A 20,757-nucleotide genomic window follows, 5' to 3' on the forward strand; every position below is an offset into this window, starting at 1 on the left:
ACGAGGTGAGCACCGACGGTGTCAGTGGGCCCATGCAGGCAGGCCCCGGGGGCGCAGACCCAGCGCGCCAGCTGCTCAAGAGGGTGTTCGGTTACGACGACTTCCGCGGCGACCAGGCCGCTGTCATCAGCCATGTGGCCGCGGGCGGTGACGCCGTTGTGCTGATGCCGACCGGCGGCGGCAAGTCCCTCTGCTACCAGATCCCTGCGCTTCTGCGCGACGGCACCGGGGTCGTGATCTCGCCCCTCATCGCTCTCATGCAAGACCAGGTCGATGCCTTGCTGGCGGTCGGAGTGAGGGCAGCATTCCTGAACTCCACGCAAGACGCTGTCGAGCGGGATCGTGTTGAGAGTGCCTACCTCGCCGGAGAACTCGACCTCCTCTACGTTGCTCCGGAACGGCTCTCCTCCGAGAGTACGAAGCGGTTTCTCGACAACGGGAGAATCGCACTCTTCGCGATCGACGAAGCACACTGCGTGTCCCAGTGGGGGCATGACTTCAGGCCTGATTACTTGAGCCTCTCCGACCTCGCTGACCGATGGCCCGATGTTCCGCGGGTCGCCCTGACGGCGACGGCGACGGCTGCGACCCATACCGAGATCACGCAGAGACTGAAGCTCGGCGACGCGCGGCACTATGTTGCGAGTTTCGACCGGCCGAACATCCGGTATCGCATCGAAGGTAAGGGCGAGGTGCGGCAGCAGCTTCTCTCGTTGATCCGTCGCGAGCACGACGGTGACGCGGGCATCGTCTACTGCCTCTCACGCAAGACCGTCGAGCAGACGGCTCAATTCCTTGCTGCAAACGGGGTCAATGCGCTGCCGTACCACGCGGGGCTGGAGAGCGGCCTGCGCTCCCGCACCCAGGCACGATTCCTGCGCGAAGACGGCGTGGTCATCGTGGCGACGATCGCCTTCGGTATGGGTATCGACAAGCCTGATGTGAGGTTCGTCGCGCACATCGACCTGCCGAAATCGGTGGAGGGCTACTACCAGGAGACGGGCCGGGCCGGTCGCGACGGCCAACCCTCCACCGCTTGGCTGGCCTACGGACTGCAAGACGTGGTGCAGCAGCGCAGAATGATCGAGCAGTCTCCGGGCGATCTCGCTCACCGCCGCAAACTGTCCTCGCACCTCGACGCCATGCTCGCGCTCTGCGAGACGATCGACTGCCGGCGGGTGAATCTGCTCGGCTACTTCGGCCAGACGAGCACGCCGTGCGGCAACTGCGACACCTGCCTGGTGCCGCCCGTCTCGTGGGATGGCACGATCCCTGCCCAGAAGCTGCTCTCAACCGTGGTGCGGTTGCAGCGCGAACGCAACCAGAAGTTCGGCGCAGGGCATCTCATCGACATTCTGCGCGCGAAGAAGACGCCTCGCGTCGATCAGTACGGGCACGATGAGCTCGCGGTCTGGGGTATCGGTTCTGAACTCTCCGGGCAGCAGTGGAGGAGTGTGGTGCGCCAATTGCTGGCAAAGGGCCTGCTTGCGGTGAACGACGACGGGTTCGGCACCCTGGTGCTCGCCCCTGCCAGTATCGACGTGCTGAGCGGGGCGATGACAGTGCCCATGCGATTGGAGCCAGACCGCGCCGCGGGTTCGTCTGGCTCAGGAACGGGCGGTTCCCGCGCGAAACAGGCCCGCTCCGTTGCTGACCTGCCAGACGACGCCATCGCGCTGTTCGAAGCCCTGCGTGCCTGGCGGTCGACGACGGCGAAGACAATGGGTGTGCCCGCCTACGTGATCTTCCACGATGCGACACTCCGGGAGATCGCCGTGCGGCGCCCGGCGGTCGCGGCCGACCTCGACGGAGTCGCCGGGATCGGCCAGAAGAAGCTCGACACCTTCGGCGAGGGGCTGCTCGAGGTCGTTGCGGCCACCGTCTGATCGCATCGAACTCGCTGCGCCCTGCCGTCGGGTGCAGCCTGCCGTCTGGTGCAGCCGTGCCCTCTGGTGCAGCTCTGCCGTCAGGTGCGGCCAGCGGTCGGCAGGACTGATGCGGACTTGTGCGTTCTCTGCTGTGAAGTCGCTGGTCCATTGGAGGTTCTCACAAACTGGCGAGCGTGTGACCGTGGGGCGTTTGTAGCCCCGGTACTGCCGGCTTGGGTGCGCATGGCGCCGCATTTACTGTTGAGGGAACGCGGCCCCTGGGGTGGATTCAACCCCCACGACTGCGGTACCGAAACTCACTCGACAGACGAGGACACCAACGATGGTCACCACTTCACCGGCTTCTGCCCCCCATGAGGCGCCGACACGACGTCCGGCATCGTCTGGTGGCGCGGCGACGAATTCGCGTGCGAAGGGGGCGTCGTCGCCAGGCGCTTTCGTCGCCAGTAGTCCGGCACCGACGGTCGATGTCGCGTTGCTGGGTGAATATCTGCTGGGCACCTGGGCCGAGGCCCGCCTCGAAGCGCGTCGGGTCACAGCGCGCCCAGAGATGCAGCGCATCGAGGGCCAGACCCTCGCCGAACATCGCCAGAGAGTTCTCGAGCAACTCCACCTTCTCGTCGGAGAGGGCGCTGTGAACAAGGCGTTCCCCACGAGGCTCGGCGGCCAGGACGACCACGGTGGCAACATCGCGGGTTTCGAAGAACTTGTGACGGCCGACCCGTCGCTCCAGATCAAGTCCGGCGTGCAGTGGGGCCTGTTCGGGGCAGCCGTGCTGCACCTCGGAACCGAGTATCACCACAACACCTTCCTGCCCGGCATCATGAGTCTTGCTGTGCCCGGCGCCTTCGCCATGACCGAGACGGGCCACGGTTCTGACGTCGCCAGCATCGGCACGACGGCCACCTACGACCCGGAGACCCAGGAGTTCGTGCTGAACACGCCGTTCCGCGGTGCCTGGAAGGACTACCTCGGCAATGCTGCACTTCACGGCATCGCGGCAGTCGTCTTCGCCCAGCTGATCACCCAGGGCGTGAACCACGGCGTGCATGCCCTCTACGTGCCGCTGCGGGATTCTGAAGGAGCGTTCCTTGCTGGTATCGGTGGTGAAGACGACGGGCTGAAGGGCGGGCTGAACGGTATCGACAACGGGCGGCTTCATTTCGACGACGTGCGGATTCCCCGGGCGAACCTCCTCAACCGGTACGGAGACGTTTCGGCCGAGGGTGTCTACACCTCGTCGATCGCAAGCCCGGGCCGCCGGTTCTTCACTATGCTCGGCACCCTCGTGCAGGGTCGCGTCTCGTTGGACGGGGCATCCACCGCCGCGGCGAAGATCGCCCTCAACATCGCCATCACCTACGGATGCCAGCGGCGGCAGTTCATTGCGGGCAGCGACACGAACGAAGAGGTGCTGCTCGACTACCAGAAGCACCAGAGCAGGCTTCTGCCGCTTCTGGCCACGACCTACGCGGCCAGCTTCGCCCACGAGGTGCTGCTGACCAAGTTCGACGAGGTGTTCTCCGGCAAGCACGACACAGACGTCGACCGGCAGGATCTCGAGACGCTGGCCGCCGCTCTCAAGCCGCTCTCCACGTGGCACGCCCTCGACACCCTGCAGGAGGCGCGCGAGGCCTGTGGAGGCGCGGGCTTTCTCGCCGAGAACAGGCTGACCGGCCTGCGCGCCGACCTCGACGTGTATGCCACGTTCGAGGGAGACAACCATGTGCTTCTCCAGCTCGTCGCCAAGCGCCTGCTCACCGACTTCAATCGCAAATTCGCCAAAGCCGATGCCGGCGTTATGGCCCGGTACGTCGTTGAACAGGCGGCGGATCGCGCCGTCAACGGCACCGGATTGCGGCGCCTGGCGCAGAATGTCTCCGACCGTGGCTCGGTTGCGCGTTCGGTCGGCCAGCTGCAGTCGTCGAAGGTGCAGCGCTCACTGCTGACCGATCGTGTGGAGACGATGGTGGCCGAGATCGCCACACGGCTTCGCCCTGCTGCGAAGTCTTCGAAGAAGAAGGCAGCAGACCTCTTCAACTCGAACCAGAACGCCATGATCGAGGCTGCGCGCGCCCACGCCGAGCTCCTGCAGTGGGAGGCCTTCACCGACGCGCTTGCCGGGATCGACGACGCTCCGACCAAGGCTGTTCTCACCTGGTTGCGAGACCTGTTCGGTCTCGGGCTCATTCAGAAGCACGCTGCGTGGTACCTGATCCATGGACGGCTCTCGCCGAAACGTGCTCTTGCCATCGAGGCGTACATCGACCGGCTCACACAGCGACTCCGGCCACACGCTCTGGACTTGGTGGACGCCTTCGGGTACGGTCCGGAGCACGTTCGTGCGCCGATTGCCTCCGGTGCTGAAGCTGTGCGTCAGAGTGAGGCGCGCGAGTACTATAGGGCGCTCCGCGAAAGCGGCGCTGCTCCGGTCGATGAGAAAGCCCTCTCGAAGACGAAAGCTTCGACGAACTGACAGCAGAGGCTTCCGTTCGGGGTCACCGACGCGGAAGCCTCTGCGGAATTCGTCTCCGCTATGCGACTATTTCGCCGCGGACGTCTTCGTGTACTTGACCCCGTCGAAGAGCAGGCGGTAACTGAGGCCGGCAATGAGCGCGCCCACGATGGGGAAGACGATGAATACCCAGAGCTGTGCCAGCCAGTCGCCGCCACCGAAGATCGCCGTCGCAATCGACCGGGCCGGGTTGATCGACGCGTTGTCGATGGGAATCGAGATGAGCAGCAGCAGCGTGAGGGTGAACCCGATGGCGATGGGGGCGAATCCGGCCACCGCGTGCTTGGCGTTCGTGACACCGAGGATCACGAAGAGAAACAGTGCTGTGATGATGATCTCGATGGCGATTGCAGCACCGATCCCGAACCCGCCGGGAGAGTGCTCGCCGTACCCGTTCGAGACGAAGCCTCCTTTGACCGCCGAATCGAGGAAGCCGGCAGGCCCCGCTGAGGCGAGGGCGAAGATGGCGGTCGCCCCGAGAATCGCACCGACCAGCTGGGCGACGATGTACATGATGACGTCGCTCCAGGCGAAGCGACCCGCGGACGCCAGACCGAGGGTCACCGCGGGGTTGAAGTGACCGCCAGAGATCGGCCCGAAGGCATAGGCGCCGATCATCACGGTGAGTCCGAGAGCGACAGCGACGCCGAGAAACCCGACGCCCAGAGGGTTGGATGTGTCGCTCGACGGAAAAGCGGCCGAAAAGGTCGCTGTGCCGACGAGCCCGAAGACGAGCAGGAAGGTGCCGAAGGTTTCGGCGAGCAGGCGAGCGAGAGTCGACGGCTCAGCTGGTTCTGGTGCTTCTGGAAATGACACAGGGGTCCCCTCAATCGGTGTGGTTTTGTGAGAATATGCGCAGATTGCGCAATCGTGTGTGCACGTATGTGCTGAAGAAAACATACTGGAAGTTCACAGCTCGTACCGCGGTATGACGATCGATGTTCGAATCATCGACACAAAGATCCACCCGTGGTCGGATGCCCGGGGTGCGTCGTGTCTCGTACTCTTCAAGTACTACGGGCCATCGCCCGGAGCATCCACGCAGAAGTTCGGAGATCAGCCCGTGATCGAAGCTCACTCACTCACAAAAAGGTATGGGTCGAAGACCGCCGTCGATTCGGTCAGTTTTGTCGTCCGCCCGGGACTCGTGACCGGCTTCCTCGGTCCGAACGGTGCCGGCAAGTCGACGACGATGCGCATGATCGTCGGCCTCGATCGCCCGACGGGCGGTAGCGTCACCGTCAACGGCAAGGCGTACAAAGACCATCACGCCCCGCTGCACGAGGTGGGCGTACTCCTTGACGCCAAGGCCGTGCACCAGGGCCGCTCGGCCTACAACCACCTCCTCGCGCTGGGAGCCACCCACGGAATCGGTGCGACGCGTGTTCGCGAGGTGATCGAGATGACCGGCCTCGACACCGTGGCGAAGAAGCGGGTGGGAGGATTCTCGCTGGGCATGGGGCAGCGCCTCGGAATCGCGGCTGCGATGCTCGGCGACCCGTCGACGCTCATTCTCGACGAGCCGGTGAACGGTCTCGACCCCGAAGGCGTGATGTGGGTGCGGGAGCTGGTGCGGTTCCTCGCCTCGGAGGGCAGGACTGTGCTGCTCTCGTCGCACCTCATGAGCGAGATGGCACTGACGGCTGACCACATCATCGTGCTGGGCAAGGGGCGAGTGCTCGCCGATGCGCCGGTTGCGGAGATGATCAGCTCGTCGACCGTCTCCTCAGTGCGGGCTGTCAGCCCCCAGGCCGGAGAGATCGCCAGGTTGCTCACCTCGAACGACGTGACCATCACCAGTGTCGATGGCCAGACGCTGCAGATCGTCGGGCTGACGGCCGCTGCCGTCGGTGAAGCCGCCGCTGCGGCAGGCATCGTCCTGCACGAACTCACGCCGTTGAAGGGCTCACTCGAAGACGCCTATGTGAACCTCACCGTCGATTCCGTCGAATACCGCACCCACCCGTCGGCGCTTGCCGCTGCCGCCCTCACCGACTCGGAGGTCTCACGATGACTGCCACCGCTCCTGCTGCACCCCGCTCCTCGCAGAAACTCGCGACGGTCCATCTGACGGCCGGCGGTATTCTGAAGTCGGAATGGATCAAACTGACGTCGCTCCGGTCGACGATGTGGTCGTATGCCGTTCTGCTGGTCATCCAGGTCGCCATCGGGCTGCTCATTGCGTCGGTTGCGGCTAGCGGCCAGACGGGGCCTCGCGGCCAGGGTGCGGGTCTGCTCGAATCCCCGGGCGCCGCCGCACTCGTCGCGACCGCCGGGGTCAACTTCGGGCAACTCGTGGTTTCTGTGCTCGGCGTCCTGATCATCAGCGGTGAGTATTCGACGGGCCAGATCAAGTCGAGTTTTGCCGCGGTGCCGAAGCGGCTGCCCGTGCTCTGGGCGAAGGCGGCCGTCTTCACCGTCGTGACGTTCCTGGTGTCTCTGGTGGCGATCGTGCTCACGTACTTCGTCACCTGGCCCATCCTCTCGGGGGCCGGAGTCACCTCGAATCTCTTCGACGCAGACGTCTACCTGAACCTTCTCGGCGCGGCGCTCTATCTCGCCTTGATCGGGCTGTTCGCCCTCACGATCGGAGCGGTTCTGCGCACCACGGCCGGCGCCATTGCCGCTTCGCTCGGCCTGCTGCTGGTCGTGCCGGTCATCTTCGGCCTGATCCCCGCCGACTGGGCCAAGTCCCTCTCAGACTGGATGCCCGGCAGTGCCGGCGGCAGCCTCTTCGGGTCGGGCGGGGTGTTCGAGTGGTGGCAGGGCCTGCTGATCCTTCTGGGCTGGATCGTGGCGGTCGGCGCCGCGGCGGCCGTGCTGATGAAGCGGAGAGACGCCTGACCCACGACCCGCAGAAGAGCGCTCTGGTGAATCCCGCCGGGCGCTCTTCGGCGTCGGTGGCGCCGGAACCGGATCTGAAGCTGCCCGGGCCCCCTGGGGTGTTCCGGCTCTTCTTCGGCAGGCACATGTGGATCGTGGACTGGGCAGTCGTCGTCGTCTTCGCCTTGCCCGCGGTGATCTATCTGCCGATCAGACTGTCGGGTGCAACCGGCGAGACGCCAAGCCTGGTCGTCGGGATTCTCGCCATCGCCGGCACGGCGACCGTCGCCGTCGCTCTGCTGTTCCGTCGCACTCACCCTCTGGTGCTTGTCGCCGTTGTCGCCGTCTCCTTCTTTTTGGTGCTGCCCTCCTTCCCCGGCCTCGGCCAGTCGGCGCCACTCTTCGCCCTCTATGCGGCCGCGCTCTACGCCTCGGTGCGCGCGGCCTGGGTGTCGTTCGGTGTTCTCATCCTCTGTCTGGCTGCCGTCAGCATGGTCGCCCACAACGGTGATCTCGGGGAGGCGATCGCCGTCTCGCTGGTCTTCGGCTTCCTGATGCTCGTGGCGGTTCTTGTCGGCATCAATGTGGGCAATCGCAAACGGTATGTGGAGGCGCTGCTCGACCGAGCGGCACAGCTCGCCCGCGAGCGTGACCAACAGGCACTCCTGTCTGCGGTGACGGAACGGGCCAGGATCGCCAGGGAGATGCACGACATCGTCGCACACAGCCTGACCGTGATGGTGGCACTCGCCGACGGCGCCGGTCTCACCGTGAAGGATGACCCCGGCCGCGCCCAGGAGGTCATGCAGCAGGTCGCAGAGACGGGCCGCCAGGCGCTCGCCGACATGCGCGTCGTTCTCGGAGTACTCGCCGATCCACGCCTCTCCACCGGAGACGCGACCCTCGCGCCCCAGCCGCGTCATGATGATCTCGAAGCCCTCGTGCAGTCCTATCGCGGCGCGGGAATGGTGGTTCACTTCACCGTGTCAGGAGCGCCCCCGCGAGATCCGGGGTTGCAGCTCACCGTGTTCCGCATCGTTCAGGAGGCGCTGACGAACTGCCTGCGATATGCCCCTGATCCGAAACACGTACTCGTTGAGCTGGCGTACGGCCCGGCCGAGCTCGTGGTCTCCGTCTTGGACGAGGGTCAAGGCTCTGCAGCCACCACCGAAGTGAAAACCGGATTCCCTGGCGTCACCACGGTGATCGGAGCCGGCCAGGGACTCGTCGGCATGCGTGAGAGGGTCGCCGCGTACGGCGGGTCCCTCGAGGCCGGCCCGACGACGGCAGGGGGCTGGCGAGTGCGGGCAACTGTTCCTGTGCGGCCATCAGGCGCACCGGCCCGGGAACACGCCGTAGTGTGAGGCGCAGGTGCCAGAGAACGCAGGCGTGCTGCGGTCGTCAGTACGAGAGTGCGGTGCAGAACGAATGAGGGGCGGCATGATGGCGAACGATGCACGGCCGGTCATCCGGATCGTCCTGGTCGATGACCAGCCACTGCTTCGCCTCGGGTTTCGCCTCGTGCTCGACGCCGAACCGGGTTTCGAGGTGGTGGGTGAGGCCGAAGACGGCACTTCGGGCATCGCTGTTGCCACTGAGCTGCTGCCAGACGTCATCTTGATGGATGTGCGGATGCCCGGAATGAACGGCATCGAGGCAACGAAGGTTCTCGTGCGTGATGTCCCGTCTAGCAAGATTCTCATTCTGACGACGTTCGATCTCGATGAATACGCGTTCTCTGCACTGCGCGCCGGCGCCAGCGGGTTCCTGGTGAAGGATGCGCGCCCGGCCGAGCTTGTGGCCGCGATTCGGGCGGTCGCCGCGGGCGATGCCGTCGTGTCGCTGCGAGTCACGAAGCAGCTGCTCGACCTGTTCGGCTCGAAGCTGCCTGTCGCAGACAGTGACGCTGGCTCGCCGGCCGAACTGCGCGCGGGTCGGGACTCATCCCCGGAGGTCCGGGCCTCCACCGCGGGCACCGGTGTGAATGCGGGGGCCGGCGACGAGCGCCGGAGCGCAGATGCCGATGAGCTGCGTCTGCGCACACTGACCGACAGGGAGCGGGAAGTGCTGGTGGCGATCGCCGCTGGTCTCACGAATATGGAGATCGCGGAACGGCTGACGGTCTCCGAATCGACCGTGAAGTCGCACGTCGGTCGGGTACTGGCCAAGCTCGAGGCCCGGGACCGCGTTCAGGCCGTGATTCTCGCCTACGAATTCGGCTTGGCCAACGATCCAGCTGCAGGTCATAACCCGTGATGGTGGTCGGCGCAATGCCCTTGAATTGAGGGGCGCGGGAGACGAGGCTGTAGGAATGAAACGGATTTCATACAGCGGCGGATCATTTCTCACTTCAGACGCTGTGGCCGACGCGCTCGCGCACTTCGTTGCCGCGCTCGGTTCGAGTCATCGCGCTGAGGCACTGGAGGTGCCGGTGATCAAGGACAACGGTGAATCAGACGTTGTCCAGATGGTGATCGGGCCGGCGAGTGAGCTGGTGAGCACGACCGTCGATTCGGCGTTCGCCGAACCGGAGTCGGCCGCAGCCGTGCAGAACATGGTGCAGAAGACGATTGCCCTCGGTCGGCCCAGGCCGATCGCCGAATCCCAGTCCGAGGCGACAGCGACCGGGTTCGACTACGACGAGGTCTGACCGCATGGCTGGGCGACTGCTGGGCTTGGCGGGAGACACCGCCTAGGCTCGAACCATGCGCCAGATGTATCCGGAAATCGAACCAGACGAGATCGGCTTCCTGCCAGTCGGTGACGGCCAGGAGCTCTACTGGGAGACGTCGGGCAACCCGGCGGGCAAACCCGTGGTCTTCCTGCACGGCGGGCCGGGTGGGGGCACCAGCCCCGCACACCGGCGCCTGTTCGACCCCGAACGCTACCGCATCGTTCTCTTCGACCAGCGCGGCTGCGGCCTGAGCCTGCCGCACGCCAGCGAATCGTCTGCCCATCTCGCGGCCAACACCACCTGGCACCTCGTCAGCGACATCGAGAGACTCCGCACGCACCTCGGCATCGAGAAGTGGCAGGTCTTCGGCGGCTCGTGGGGGAGCACCCTCGCCCTGGCCTACGCCGAGACCCACCCCGAACGCGTGAGCGAGCTCGTGCTGCGCGGCATCTTCACCCTGCGCAAATCCGAGCTCGACTGGTTCTACGAAGGCGGGGCACGGATGATTGTTCCCGACCTCTGGCAGAAGTTCCTCGAGCCCGTTGCCCACGCCGAGCGCCACCATCTCATTCGCGCCTATCACGAGCTTCTGGCAGACCCCGACCCGGGCATCCATGGCCCTGCTGCGGTCGCGTGGTCGACCTGGGAGGCCTCGACCATCACCCTGTTGCCGCGCGAGGAGCTCATTCGCCGCTTCGCGGAACCCGCATACGCCCTGGCCTTCGCCCGCATCGAGAACCACTACTTCGTCAACGAGGGGTGGCTCGACGAAGGCCAGCTCATCGCGAACGCCGGGGTTCTCCGGCACATTCCAGGAGCGATCGTGCAGGGCAGGTACGACCTCTGTACCCCCGCCGTGACGGCCTGGGACCTGCACGAAGCCTGGCCGGAGGCGTCGTTCACCATGGTGCCCGACGCGGGACACGCCTTCGACGAGCCGGGCATTCTCGACGCGCTGATCGAGGCCACGGATCGCTTCGCCGATCTACAGTGACTGACCGGCCCTGAGTTTCGGCTGGGGCGACAGTGCGAGTACGGCGAGGCCAGCGGCGAGAAGAACGAGGCCGGCCGCGATCGACGTGGTGAACTGCTCGTGCAGCACGACGAGCCCGAGCAGGGTGGCTGTGAGGGGTTCGACGAGGGTGAGGGTCGACGCCTGGGAGGCGGGTATGCCCCGGAGGCCCCTGGCGAAGAGGGTGTAGGCGAGTGCGGTCGTCACCACGGCCAGCCAGAGAGCGGTCAGGCCGCCGCTCGACGTCGCCAGCCAGGCGAGATCCGAACCGAGCAGCACGGGCGTCATGATGACTGCGGCAGCTCCGAAGGTCGCACCCATCGTCGCCGACGGGGTCCAGCCGCGGTCGAGCAGGGCTTTGCTGCTCAGGGCGTACAGCGCATAGGAGGCACCTGCGCCGAGCGAGGCGAGAATGCCGAGTGCGGTGATGGTGCTGGGGGTCGTGGTGCCCGATCCGAAGAGCAGGGAGAGGGCCCCGGAGAGAGTGGCGACGCCCAGCGCCGCGATGGCCGTCGCCACGGCCCATCGCACCCCGGGTGCGCGACGGCGCACCAGCCATTCGAGCAGGCCCGTGATGACGGGTGCCGAGCCGAGGGCGACCAGGGTGCCCACCGCGACGCCGTTCTGGCTCGTGCCGGTGAAGAAGGTGGGCTGGTAGACGGCGACGCCGATGGCACCGATGGCCACGAGCATCCATTCGACCGGGCGAACGGCATGCAGGCGCGCGAGAAGGCTGGTGCGAGCCTGCCGCTGGGCGGTGGAGCCTGGATGGGAGCGAGCGCCTGAACGCGCGGCGAACAGGGCGAACAGGGCGAGCAGGGCCCCGCCGAAGACGATGCGGGCTGCCCCGAGCGAGACGGCGCTGGCTGCCGGAGCCCCGAGAGCCTGCGCCGTGCCGGTTGTTCCGAAGCAGACGGCCGCACCGATGATCAGAATGGCGGATGCCCGGCCTCTGCCCCCTGGTGACGTCACACCAGATTCTGACACAGGTCGTCTGGCAGGCCCGATTCCTGACGGTGCTCAGAGGGCGTGGCGGGGCTCCTCTTCGCTGGGCTCGGAATCGTCGTTCCCGACTGACTCTTCGGTACGCTTCGGCGAGGTTCGGGGGGTGCCGCCCAGCGACAGTGTCGCGAGAAAGCCGATGGCCAGGAATCCCGCTGCGGTGAACGCGGCGTACTTGGTGCCGTCGCTGAACGCCACTTTGGCGGCATCTGCCGCTGCCGCGGTCTCTGGTGCCGCGGCAAGCGCACTGATCGACGAGCCGGCGCTGTCGACCACGCTCGCCACGAGCGCGGTCCGCTCTGCCTCCGGCACCCCCTGGTCGCCCAGTTGGGAGTCGAGTGCGGCACCCGTCGCCGTGAAGAGCACGGTGCCGAGAATGGCGATACCGAGGGCAGAGCCGATCTGGCGTGCGGTCGACTGGGTGCCGGAGCCCTGCCCGCTCTGTTCGATGGGAACATCGCGGAGCACGACGCCGGTGAGCTGGGCGGTGGCGAGCCCGACGCCGAACCCGTAGACGAAGAGGAAGGGCACCAGCAGGCCCCAGGGAGTTGTGGAGGAGATGACGAAGCCGATGCTCGCGACACCGATGATCTCTGCGACGAGACCGATCCGCACGATCGTGACGGGAGAGACCTTGTTGCCGAACGCGCCGGCGAACCCACTGGCGACGAACGAGCCGATGGCCAGCGCCAGAATGATGAACCCTGTCTGGAGCGCGTCGTACCCCAGCACGTTCTGCAGCCAGAGGGGCAGAGACAGAATGATTCCGAATTCGCCGAGTGAGACGATCATCGCTGCGATGTTGCCGTTGCGGAAGGACGGGATCGCGAACAGGTCGAAGGCGAGCATGGTGCTCTTGCCGGCACGCTGCCGGCGACGGCCCCAGACCACGAACAACACGCCCGAGACGACGGAGATCGCGAAGGCGATCGGGATCGGCGACAACGCGTATGGCCAGGTGTAGTCGCCGATCACGGGCGCGTGGTTGGTGAGCCACCAGCCGTAGGTGCGGCCTTCGATCAGGCCGAACACCAGCGTTGCGCTCGCGACGACAGACAGCACGGCGCCGAAGACATCGACGCGCCTGGTCGACCCCTCATCACGCGATTCGCGCACGAAGACGAGCACCCCGACGATGACGACGATGCCGAGGGGAATGTTGATTCCGAAGGCCCAGCGCCACGAGAAGTACGTGGTGAGCCAGCCGCCGAGCAGTGGGCCGACCGCGGTCATCCCGCCGATCGTCGAACCCCAGATAGCGAAGCCGAGAGCGCGCTCCTTGCCCCGGAAGTTGGCGTTGATGAGGGAGAGCGTGGTGGGCAGCACCATGGCGCCACCGACGCCCTGGACGACTCGCGCTGCGATGAGGAGCTCACCCGTCTGCGCCGCTGCAGCGAAGATCGAGGCGATGGCGAAGATGGCCACGCCGAGAATCAGCAGGCGTCGGCGACCGTACCGGTCTGCGAGCGTGCCGAAGACCAGCAGCAGAGCTGCAAAGACGAGGGTGTACGACTCCTGCACCCACTGCACCTGCGTGGAGGTGATGCCGAGGTCCGTGATGATCGAGGGGATCGCCACGTTGACGATGGTCGAGTCGACGATGATGAGCGAGACGCCGATGCTGATGAAGACCAGCCCGGCCCAGCGGGCGCGAGCGCTTTGGGCAATGTTATTCACACGCCTAGTATTTCACTTACCTAGATAAATCGCCAAGCGAATGAGCGATTCTGTGCGCATCAGATTGTCGACGCGAGGTGTCAGCGACGAGGCAATTCTCCCGATCGCAGTCGTGCCACGACGGTCGCGATGATGACCACTGCAGCCACGGCGATGGCCGTGGTCGCGACCGGCGTGGAGGGAAGCGTTCCGGTGAGTCGGGACACCGCGACCCAGGCGATACCCCACGAGAGCGAGAACATCGGGGCGAGCCTCCCCCGGCCATAGACAGCCAGCAGCACGCCGACCAGTCCGGCAACGACGACGACGGCCACGCCCCATACCTCGGCAGGCAGCCCCCCTCCGGCGGGAGCAACGAGCGTGGAGTCGGCACCGAGTGCTCCACCAGCGGCTTCAGCGATGGGGGTTCCCCCTGCCGCCCCCGAGCCCACGAAGGCACCGACGACCGCGACGACTGCGCTGAAGACGACGACACTCTGGCGCACGGTGTCTTGTCGTGTGGATGAACTCATGATTCAACCGTAACCGGCTGTGCTCTGCACGGGGGAGGCCGGCCAGTAGATCGATCGGTGGCGAACGGTTTCAGGTCAGTCTGAGAATCCGCACACTTTCGGAAGACGCTCGGGAAGCGAATGTGCGGGCGTGCGAGCATGATGCTCAAGGAAGGGAGCATCGCGTGCGACTGCTGGTTGTCGAAGACGAAGAAGAGATGGGCCGTCTGATTGCCCGGGGGCTCGAAGCGGAGGGCTACGCTGTCGACGTCACCGACAACGGGGTGGATGCTCTGATCAAGGCGGGGTCGGTGTCATACGTCGCCGCACTCGTCGACGTCATGCTGCCGGGAATGTCGGGCTTCGAGTTCTGCCGGCATCTGCGCTCGCAGGCGAGTACCCTGCCGATTCTGCTTCTTACGGCCCGGGATGCTGTGGACGACCGCGTACGAGGCCTCGACGCCGGTGCTGACGACTACCTCACGAAGCCGTTTGCCTTTGCAGAACTGACGGCCCGCATCCGTGCGCTCGTGAGGCGTGAAACGGCAACGCCGAAGCTCTCGGTCAGGGTGGGGCAACTCGTCATCGACAACCAGACACGCCGTGCGGTGATCGCCGGCACGAGCCTCGCCCTCAGCCCGAAGGAGTTCGAGCTGCTGAGGGTGCTGGCCCAGCGACAGGGTGAGGTGCTCACCCGCTCGGAGATTCTCACCGAGGTCTGGGGCAAGAGCGAGAACATCGATGCCAACGTCGTCGACCAGTACGTGAGCTACCTGCGACGCAAGATCGACCCGCTGGGTTCAGGTATCTCGATCATCACGCGCCGGGGAATCGGCTACGGGCTCGACATCGACGACCTGGCAGGAAGCGTGTGACAGAGGCCGCTGGCCCCGTGATGCGGAAGGGCCCCCGGCTTCTTCGTCGGCTCTCGATTCGCGCCAGGCTCACGGCTGGCGCGCTGATCATCGCCGGGGTGTTCTTCGCCGGAACTGCCTTCGCGGTTCACCAGCAGGTCGAAGCGACACTCACCAACTCGTCGATCCTGCTCCTGCAGAACGACTCGTCGCTCTTCGAGGAGCAGATCGTCGATGGCAAAGACGCCGATCTCGACCGCCCCGGCCAGGGCCAGTTGGTCGCCGTGATCGACCCGGCAGGTACCGTGCGCCTGTCGACGTTCCCCGCTGAGCTCGAGCCGATGCTCAGTTCACTGGCTGCGGCGGGAACGGCACCGCAGAACGTGCACACCACGGCCGCTGACTATCTCGTGCTCGCACACACGGTGAGCGCACCCGACGGCCAGTGGCAGGTTGTCGCCGCCCGCAACGAGGGCGCGTCCCGGCTCTCTCTCGATTCACTCACCCGTGCCCTCACAATCGGCCTCGTCGTGCTCACGCTGCTGTTCGGCCTCGGATCATGGGTGCTGGCCTCGGCAGCACTTCGGCCGGTCTCTGCAATGCGGCGAACCGCAGAGCAGCTGAGAGCTGCCGATCGCCTGGCACCGGTCGGCTCCGGCCCCCACAAGCCTGAGCTGCTGCCCGTCGGGCCCGCACACGATGAGCTCTCCGAACTGGCGACCACCCTCAACGCACTGATCGAACAGCTGCGGGCATCGGCCGACCGTGAAAAACAGTTGGTCTCTGACGCAAGCCATGAACTCCGCACACCGCTAGCGATCCTCCAGGCCCAGCTCGAGCTCGCCCACCTCAGTGCAGGAGACCCGGATGCCCTGCTCAGCGAGATCGAATCCGCCGAGCTCACCGTCAAACGCCTCTCGCAGCTCGCCGCGGGTCTTCTCGAACTGACGCACATCGAAGCCGCGCAGCAGCAGGATTCGACGCCGGTCACCGAGATGGCCGACGAGATCGTCGAGGCAGTCGCGCGAGCCTCGCTGCTCTCTGGCGATTCTGGAGTCGCCGTGACCTCCTCGACGGCCGGGAACATCGTGGGCACGATGGGCCGGGTCGGGCTGTCACCGCACAATTTCGGCCGGGTCATCGACAACCTGGTGAGCAATGCCGTTGCAGCGTTGACGTGTCCTGGCGCAGAACAGTCGTCGGAACGGTCGGTCGAGGTGCTGTTGACTCTTCCGACTGCGGCGAGACTGAGGCTCGAAGTGCGCGACGACGGGCCCGGGATGGCGTCGGAGTTCGTGCCCCTGGCGCTCGATCGGTTCGCTCGGGAAGATACCTCACGCGCTGCCCGTGGGCGATCATCCGGTGCCGGTCTCGGCCTGTCGATCGTGGCTGCGCTGGTGTCGTCTGCAGGAGGGACTGTTAGCATAACCAACCGACGGCCGCGGGGGCTCAGCGTGGTGGTGGACCTGCCCGTTACAGAAGAGACGTCGTGAGGATGAGTGCTGTGTTTTCTGAAGTGGCTGCAAGCGGAGCGGCCGTACTGGCCGCTATCAACCCGATCAACCCGGAGTCGATCATCTCGGGTGCGGGCCCCTGGGCCCTCGTGGTCGTCTGCGCCATTGTGTTCGCGGAGACGGGACTTCTGATCGGCTTCGTACTGCCCGGCGACACCCTGCTGTTCTTCACCGGACTGCTGACCTACACCGGCGTGATCTCTGCGCCGCTGTGGCTTGTGCTGCTGGCCGTCTCGCTGTCGGCCATACTGGGGGACCAGCTGGGGTACTTCATCGGCTATCGAACGGGCCCTCGAATCTTCGAGCGAAAAGACAGCGGGCTCTTCAGCACGAAGAATGTGGCCAGAACCCAGCAGTTCTTCGACAAGTACGGCGGAACCGCCGTGATTCTCGCGCGGTTCGTCGCCGTGGTGCGCACCTTCGCGCCCGTTGCGGCTGGTGTGGGCAAGATGCACTACCTGCGGTTTCTCGGCTACAACGCGATCGGCGCCGTTGCCTGGGCCTTCATCGTCATTCTGCTCGGCTACTTCCTGGGCCACATTCCGGGGGTGGCCGACGTGGTGACGCAGTACATCGACGTGGTCATCATCGGAATCGTCGTGATCTCGCTCGGCACTGTGCTGGTGCAGGTGCTGCGGTCACGGCGCAAGCAGGGCAAGCAGGGAGAATCCTGATCGAGCGCATAAGCTCGGGGTATGGTTTCTTCTCCCTTCACCGTCTCCCAGGAGCGCAAGCTCGTCACTGAGCTGCCCGGCCCGAAATCGAAAGAACTGCACGCGCGTCGACTGAAGACGGTGTCGCGCGGTGCGGGCACCCTCGTCGACATCTACATGGACCACGGTTCGGGCGCGATCCTGGTCGACGTCGATGGCAACCAGATCATCGACCTGGGCTGCGGGATCGGCGTGACGACCATCGGGCACGCGCATCCGGCCATTGCGGCTGCTGCGGCTGCCCAGGCCACCAAGCTCACACACACACTGTTCACCGTGACGCCGTATGAGAACTACCTGCGGGTCGCAGAGAAGCTCGCCGAGATCACCCCCGGTGACTTCGAAAAGCGGTCGATCCTCGTGAACTCCGGCGCAGAAGCGGTCGAGAACGCCGTCAAGATCGCGCGCAAGTTCACCGGCAGGCGTGCCATCGCGACCCTCGATCACGCTTTTCACGGTCGTACGAACCTGACAATGGCGATGACCTACCGCCCCTGGCCCGAGCGCGCGGGCATGGGCCCGTTCCCCGGTGAGATCTACAGCGTGCCGACGAGCTATCCCTTCCGTGACCCCGAGGGCATGACCGGTGTCGAAGCGGCCGAGCGCACCATCGACTACATCAACACCCACATCGGGGCGACCGAGCTCGCCGCGTTCTTCGTCGAACCGATCCAGGGCGACGGCGGCATCGTCATTCCCGCCCCCGGTTTCTTCGAGACGATGAGCGCGTTCTGCACAGAGAACGGCATCGTCTTCGTCTCCGACGAGATCCAGGCCGGTATCGCCAGAACGGGTGCCTGGTATGCCATCGAGCACAGCGGCGTGGTGCCCGACCTGATCACGAGTGCCAAGGGCATCGCCGGCGGTTTCCCGCTAGCGGCGGTGACGGGTCGAGCAGAGATCATGGATGCTGTGCAGCCCGGTGGCATCGGTGGCACCTTCGGCGGCAACCCCGTGTCGACGGCCGCGGCCCTCGCTGTGTTCGACGTGATCGAATCCGATGGCCTGATTGCAGAGGCCCAACGCGTGGAGCGTGCCTTCTTCGCGCGGATCGGCGATTGGCCAGAACGCTTCAGCGTGGTCGGCGAGGTGCGCGGCAAGGGCGCGATGATCGGTGTCGAACTGGTTCTCCCCGGCACGCGAAAGCCCAATCCCGCGGCGCTCACGGCGGTCATCAAGCACGCAACGACGAACGGTGTCATCGTTCTCGACGCAGGCAGCTGGGACAGCGTTCTGCGGTTCCTGCCGAGCGTCGTGATCAGCGAAGCGCTCATCGACGATGCAGCCACAGTGATCGAAGAAGCCCTCACCCTCCTCGAGAACGCCTGAGTCGCCCCCCATGCGGGGCGCGGAACGACGACGGGGCCGGGGGTCGCTTCTTGCGGCCCTCCGCGTCGCCGTTCGCGACTGGAGGGACGGCATCGATGCTGATTCGTCGTCTGCAGTGGCCGGGCAGAACGAACCGTCAGTCGTCGCCGTTCCGGCAGACGAGAGCGAACTTCGCCTCAGCGTGCTTCTCGACCAGCTTCCCGACACGATTCTCTTCATCGTCGACGAAGACCTGAGGTACCGAGTCGCCACGGGAGCCGGCAGGCGGGGCCAGGGCGTACTCGACTGGGAAGGGAAAACACTCTTCGAGGTGTCGAGCCCCGAGAATATCGTGATTCTTGAGCGGGCCTACCGGGCCGCCCTTGCCGGCAACCGCACCGTTGTGCGCGTCAGTTCGACCGTGACGCACCGCGAGAACGAGGTCATCGCGGCCCCGTACACGCGTGGCGAGCATCCGGAGGCCCTCGTCGTGGCCAGGGATCTCACCGAGATCCGCGGCCGCGAGATGGCGCTGAGGCTGGTCACCCAGCAGTTCGAGCAACTGGTGCTGGCTTCGCCGACCGGAATCGCACTGGCAGACCCTCAGGGCCGGATCTCGCTGGTGAACGACGCGTTCTGCGCGCTGTTCGACACCGATGCGGAGTCGCTCATGGATACGTCTGCGGTTCACCTGCTGCCGTTGCCTCCGGTTGAGGGAGCGAATTCCCCCGGTTCAGGTTGGGTTGAGCAGCTGATTCTCTCGCCTTCGGGACTCCGCACCGACGACATCGAACTGCCGGGGCCCACTGTCATGGACGAGACCCGTCGTGCTGTCGTCAGCGCGGTCGTGCTTCGTGACGGCGCGGGCGAGGCGACCTCGGTGCTCATCAACGCCTACGATACGACCGAGCAGCACCGATACCACGAGCACATGGCCTACATCGCGTCTCACGACACCCTCACCGGCCTCATGAACCGGACGGCATTCGAGCGCCGTCTCGACGAACACCTGGCCTCGTGCCGCGACGGCGAAGACTGTGGCGCCGTCCTGGTCGTCGATGTCGACAATTTTCGCGACATCAACGAGCAACTGGGCCACCGTGCTGGTGACGACTTCATCGTGGCACTCGCCGGCATGATCTCGCGCTGGGTGCGATCGACGGATGCTGTCGCCCGCCTCGGTGCTGACGAGTTCGCCGTGCTGCTCACCGAAGGCGACCGCGCACAGGCGGAGGCAGCGGTCAACTCCCTTGTCGCCCAGGTGCGCGACGGCTTTCGCGGGCTCGAGCAGTTCGAAGCCGTCGGACTCGAACGCCGTGTCACGGCGAGCATCGGCGCCGTGTCGGTGTTCAGCCACGGGACGACCGCCGCCGATCTTCTCTCAGACGCAGACCTGGCCATGTTCCATGCCAAGCAGCACGGGCGCAACGGCTACAGCTTTCTCGAACCGTCGGAGGTGCTCGCGGCGCGCGCGTCGAACCAGATCAACTGGACAGCGAAGATCCTGGCCGCGATCGAGAACGACCAGTTGGTGCTGCATGGCCAACCCATTCTCGACCTCACCTCCAACAAGATCACCGCGCTCGAACTGCTCGTGCGCATGATCGACGACGACGGGAGCCTGATCTCCCCTGCGCAGTTCATCTCGGTCGCCGAGCAGTCGGGCCTCGCCGTGATGCTCGACGAATGGGTCGTCACCCACGCGATCACCTGCCTCGGCAGGCTGCAGCAGATCGACCCGACGATCACCGTGCACGTCAACCTGTCAGGGCGATCGGTGGGCGATCTCGACTTCGCAGACTTCATCGCTACCCGCCTCCTCGAATCTGGTGTCGATGCCTCTGGACTCGTGCTCGAACTCACCGAGACGGCTGCGGTGAGCAACATCGACAGCGCCCAGGCCTTCATGCGCACTCTGACGGCGCTCGGCTGCGTGTTCGCCCTTGATGACTTCGGTGTCGGGTACGGCTCGTTCTACTACCTGAAGCACCTGCCGTTCGGAATCGTGAAGCTCGATGGCGAGTTCGTCTCCGGCAGCGAGCGAGACCCCCTCGACCTGCTCGTCATGTCCTCGCTGGTGTCGATCGGCAAGGGCCTGGGCATGGTCACCATCGCCGAATTCGTCGAAGACGCGAACTCGCTGACGCTGCTCGAGTCACTCGGAGTCGACGGGGCCCAGGGGTTCTACATCGGCCGCCCTGCGCCGCTCGAACACTACTTCCCCCAACTGGACGTCGCCGTCTAGGGCCATGCGCCAGTCGCGCGTGCCTGCCGCGATCGTGCGG

The 20,757-nt window shown here is 65.6% G+C and carries 17 protein-coding genes; 13 read left to right on the plus strand and 4 right to left on the minus strand.

All coding sequences use genetic code 11. From position 1 onward, the window contains the following. The first annotated feature begins 32 nt into the window (after positions 1-32). Both recQ and JOE66_RS03415 read left to right on the plus strand, forming a co-directional pair. The gene (gene recQ, locus JOE66_RS03410) at positions 33-1,886 is read left to right on the plus strand and encodes a DNA helicase RecQ (RefSeq protein WP_239518445.1); all 1,854 of its coding nucleotides are present in this window, start codon (positions 33-35) and stop codon (positions 1,884-1,886) included. A gap of 325 nt (positions 1,887-2,211) precedes the next feature. Continuing rightward, positions 2,212-4,365 (plus strand): acyl-CoA dehydrogenase family protein, encoded by a 2,154-nt coding sequence (locus JOE66_RS03415; protein WP_205106779.1) that lies wholly within the window; start codon positions 2,212-2,214, stop codon positions 4,363-4,365. A 66-nt stretch (positions 4,366-4,431) separates the two neighbouring features. Here the strand turns inward: JOE66_RS03415 and aqpZ are convergent, their stop codons facing one another. Beyond that, the gene (gene aqpZ, locus JOE66_RS03420; RefSeq protein WP_307827032.1) at positions 4,432-5,220 is read right to left on the minus strand and encodes an aquaporin Z; all 789 of its coding nucleotides are present in this window, start codon (positions 5,218-5,220) and stop codon (positions 4,432-4,434) included. A 247-nt stretch (positions 5,221-5,467) separates the two neighbouring features. Between aqpZ and JOE66_RS03425 the strand changes: the two genes are divergently transcribed. From JOE66_RS03425 to pip, 6 genes are all read left to right on the plus strand, one after another. Next, positions 5,468-6,418 (plus strand): ABC transporter ATP-binding protein, encoded by a 951-nt coding sequence (locus JOE66_RS03425; protein WP_205111564.1) that lies wholly within the window; start codon positions 5,468-5,470, stop codon positions 6,416-6,418. Further along, positions 6,415-7,248 carry an ABC transporter permease gene (locus tag JOE66_RS03430; RefSeq protein ID WP_205106784.1) on the plus strand — a complete coding sequence of 278 codons (834 nt, stop codon included), beginning with the start codon at positions 6,415-6,417 and terminating at the stop codon, positions 7,246-7,248. Before JOE66_RS03425 ends, JOE66_RS03430 begins: the two co-directional genes overlap by 4 nt. A 26-nt stretch (positions 7,249-7,274) precedes the next feature. Further along, the gene (locus tag JOE66_RS03435; RefSeq protein ID WP_307827033.1) at positions 7,275-8,591 is read left to right on the plus strand and encodes a sensor histidine kinase; all 1,317 of its coding nucleotides are present in this window, start codon (positions 7,275-7,277) and stop codon (positions 8,589-8,591) included. Between the two features lie 76 nt (positions 8,592-8,667). After that, complete coding sequence (locus JOE66_RS03440; RefSeq protein ID WP_372435475.1) at positions 8,668-9,483, plus strand: response regulator; 816 nt, start codon at positions 8,668-8,670, stop codon at positions 9,481-9,483. Between the two features lie 55 nt (positions 9,484-9,538). Further along, on the plus strand, positions 9,539-9,877 hold the full coding sequence (locus JOE66_RS03445; RefSeq protein ID WP_205106786.1) for a hypothetical protein: 339 nt from the start codon (positions 9,539-9,541) through the stop codon (positions 9,875-9,877). 55 nt (positions 9,878-9,932) lie between these two features. Continuing rightward, the gene (pip, locus tag JOE66_RS03450; protein ID WP_205106788.1) at positions 9,933-10,895 is read left to right on the plus strand and encodes a prolyl aminopeptidase; all 963 of its coding nucleotides are present in this window, start codon (positions 9,933-9,935) and stop codon (positions 10,893-10,895) included. Here pip and JOE66_RS03455 read toward each other — a convergent pair. The 3 genes from JOE66_RS03455 to JOE66_RS03465 form a co-directional block, all read right to left on the minus strand. Then, positions 10,887-11,885: an EamA family transporter gene (locus JOE66_RS03455; protein WP_205106790.1), complete on the minus strand. Its 999-nt coding sequence runs from the start codon at positions 11,883-11,885 to the stop codon at positions 10,887-10,889. The two genes, pip and JOE66_RS03455, sit on opposite strands and share 9 nt — an antisense overlap. A 48-nt stretch (positions 11,886-11,933) precedes the next feature. Further along, complete coding sequence (locus JOE66_RS03460; RefSeq protein ID WP_205111570.1) at positions 11,934-13,583, minus strand: MFS transporter; 1,650 nt, start codon at positions 13,581-13,583, stop codon at positions 11,934-11,936. A gap of 89 nt (positions 13,584-13,672) precedes the next feature. Beyond that, positions 13,673-14,104 carry a hypothetical protein gene (locus JOE66_RS03465; RefSeq protein ID WP_205106792.1) on the minus strand — a complete coding sequence of 144 codons (432 nt, stop codon included), beginning with the start codon at positions 14,102-14,104 and terminating at the stop codon, positions 13,673-13,675. A gap of 164 nt (positions 14,105-14,268) precedes the next feature. On the opposite strand from JOE66_RS03465, the gene JOE66_RS03470 reads away from it, so the two are divergent. Genes JOE66_RS03470 through JOE66_RS03490 form a run of 5 tightly spaced genes read left to right on the plus strand, consistent with a single transcriptional unit; the run spans position 14,269 to position 20,717 of the window. Next, positions 14,269-14,958, plus strand: a complete 690-nt coding sequence (locus JOE66_RS03470) for a response regulator transcription factor (RefSeq protein ID WP_205106794.1) — start codon at positions 14,269-14,271, stop codon at positions 14,956-14,958. After that, entirely contained in the window at positions 14,955-16,430 is a 1,476-nt protein-coding gene (locus tag JOE66_RS17085; RefSeq protein ID WP_205106796.1) for a sensor histidine kinase, read from the plus strand. The genes JOE66_RS03470 and JOE66_RS17085 overlap by 4 nt, the downstream gene beginning before the upstream one ends. Before the next feature lie 11 nt (positions 16,431-16,441). After that, complete coding sequence (locus tag JOE66_RS03480; protein WP_307827034.1) at positions 16,442-17,125, plus strand: DedA family protein; 684 nt, start codon at positions 16,442-16,444, stop codon at positions 17,123-17,125. 21 nt (positions 17,126-17,146) lie between these two features. Further along, the gene (locus JOE66_RS03485) at positions 17,147-18,493 is read left to right on the plus strand and encodes an aminotransferase class III-fold pyridoxal phosphate-dependent enzyme (RefSeq protein ID WP_205106800.1); all 1,347 of its coding nucleotides are present in this window, start codon (positions 17,147-17,149) and stop codon (positions 18,491-18,493) included. 10 nt (positions 18,494-18,503) lie between these two features. Next, positions 18,504-20,717: a putative bifunctional diguanylate cyclase/phosphodiesterase gene (locus tag JOE66_RS03490; RefSeq protein ID WP_205106802.1), complete on the plus strand. Its 2,214-nt coding sequence runs from the start codon at positions 18,504-18,506 to the stop codon at positions 20,715-20,717. Positions 20,718-20,757 lie beyond the last annotated feature (40 nt).

The organism is Subtercola frigoramans (genome assembly GCF_016907385.1).
Classification (GTDB): Bacteria; Actinomycetota; Actinomycetes; order Actinomycetales; family Microbacteriaceae; genus Subtercola; species Subtercola frigoramans.

Excerpts from the sequence above, each read along its gene's own strand:
- recQ (WP_239518445.1), top strand. The coding sequence starts at position 33 with ATGCAGGCAGGCCCCGGGGGCGCAGACCCAGCGCGCCAGCTGCTCAAG.
- JOE66_RS03415 (WP_205106779.1), top strand. The coding sequence starts at position 2,212 with ATGGTCACCACTTCACCGGCTTCTGCCCCCCATGAGGCGCCGACACGA.
- JOE66_RS03430 (WP_205106784.1), top strand. The coding sequence starts at position 6,415 with ATGACTGCCACCGCTCCTGCTGCACCCCGCTCCTCGCAGAAACTCGCG.
- JOE66_RS03440 (WP_372435475.1), top strand. The coding sequence starts at position 8,668 with ATGATGGCGAACGATGCACGGCCGGTCATCCGGATCGTCCTGGTCGAT.
- JOE66_RS03445 (WP_205106786.1), top strand. The coding sequence starts at position 9,539 with ATGAAACGGATTTCATACAGCGGCGGATCATTTCTCACTTCAGACGCT.
- pip (WP_205106788.1), top strand. The coding sequence starts at position 9,933 with ATGCGCCAGATGTATCCGGAAATCGAACCAGACGAGATCGGCTTCCTG.
- JOE66_RS03465 (WP_205106792.1), bottom strand. The coding sequence starts at position 14,104 with ATGAGTTCATCCACACGACAAGACACCGTGCGCCAGAGTGTCGTCGTC.
- JOE66_RS03485 (WP_205106800.1), top strand. The coding sequence starts at position 17,147 with ATGGTTTCTTCTCCCTTCACCGTCTCCCAGGAGCGCAAGCTCGTCACT.
- JOE66_RS03490 (WP_205106802.1), top strand. The coding sequence starts at position 18,504 with ATGCGGGGCGCGGAACGACGACGGGGCCGGGGGTCGCTTCTTGCGGCC.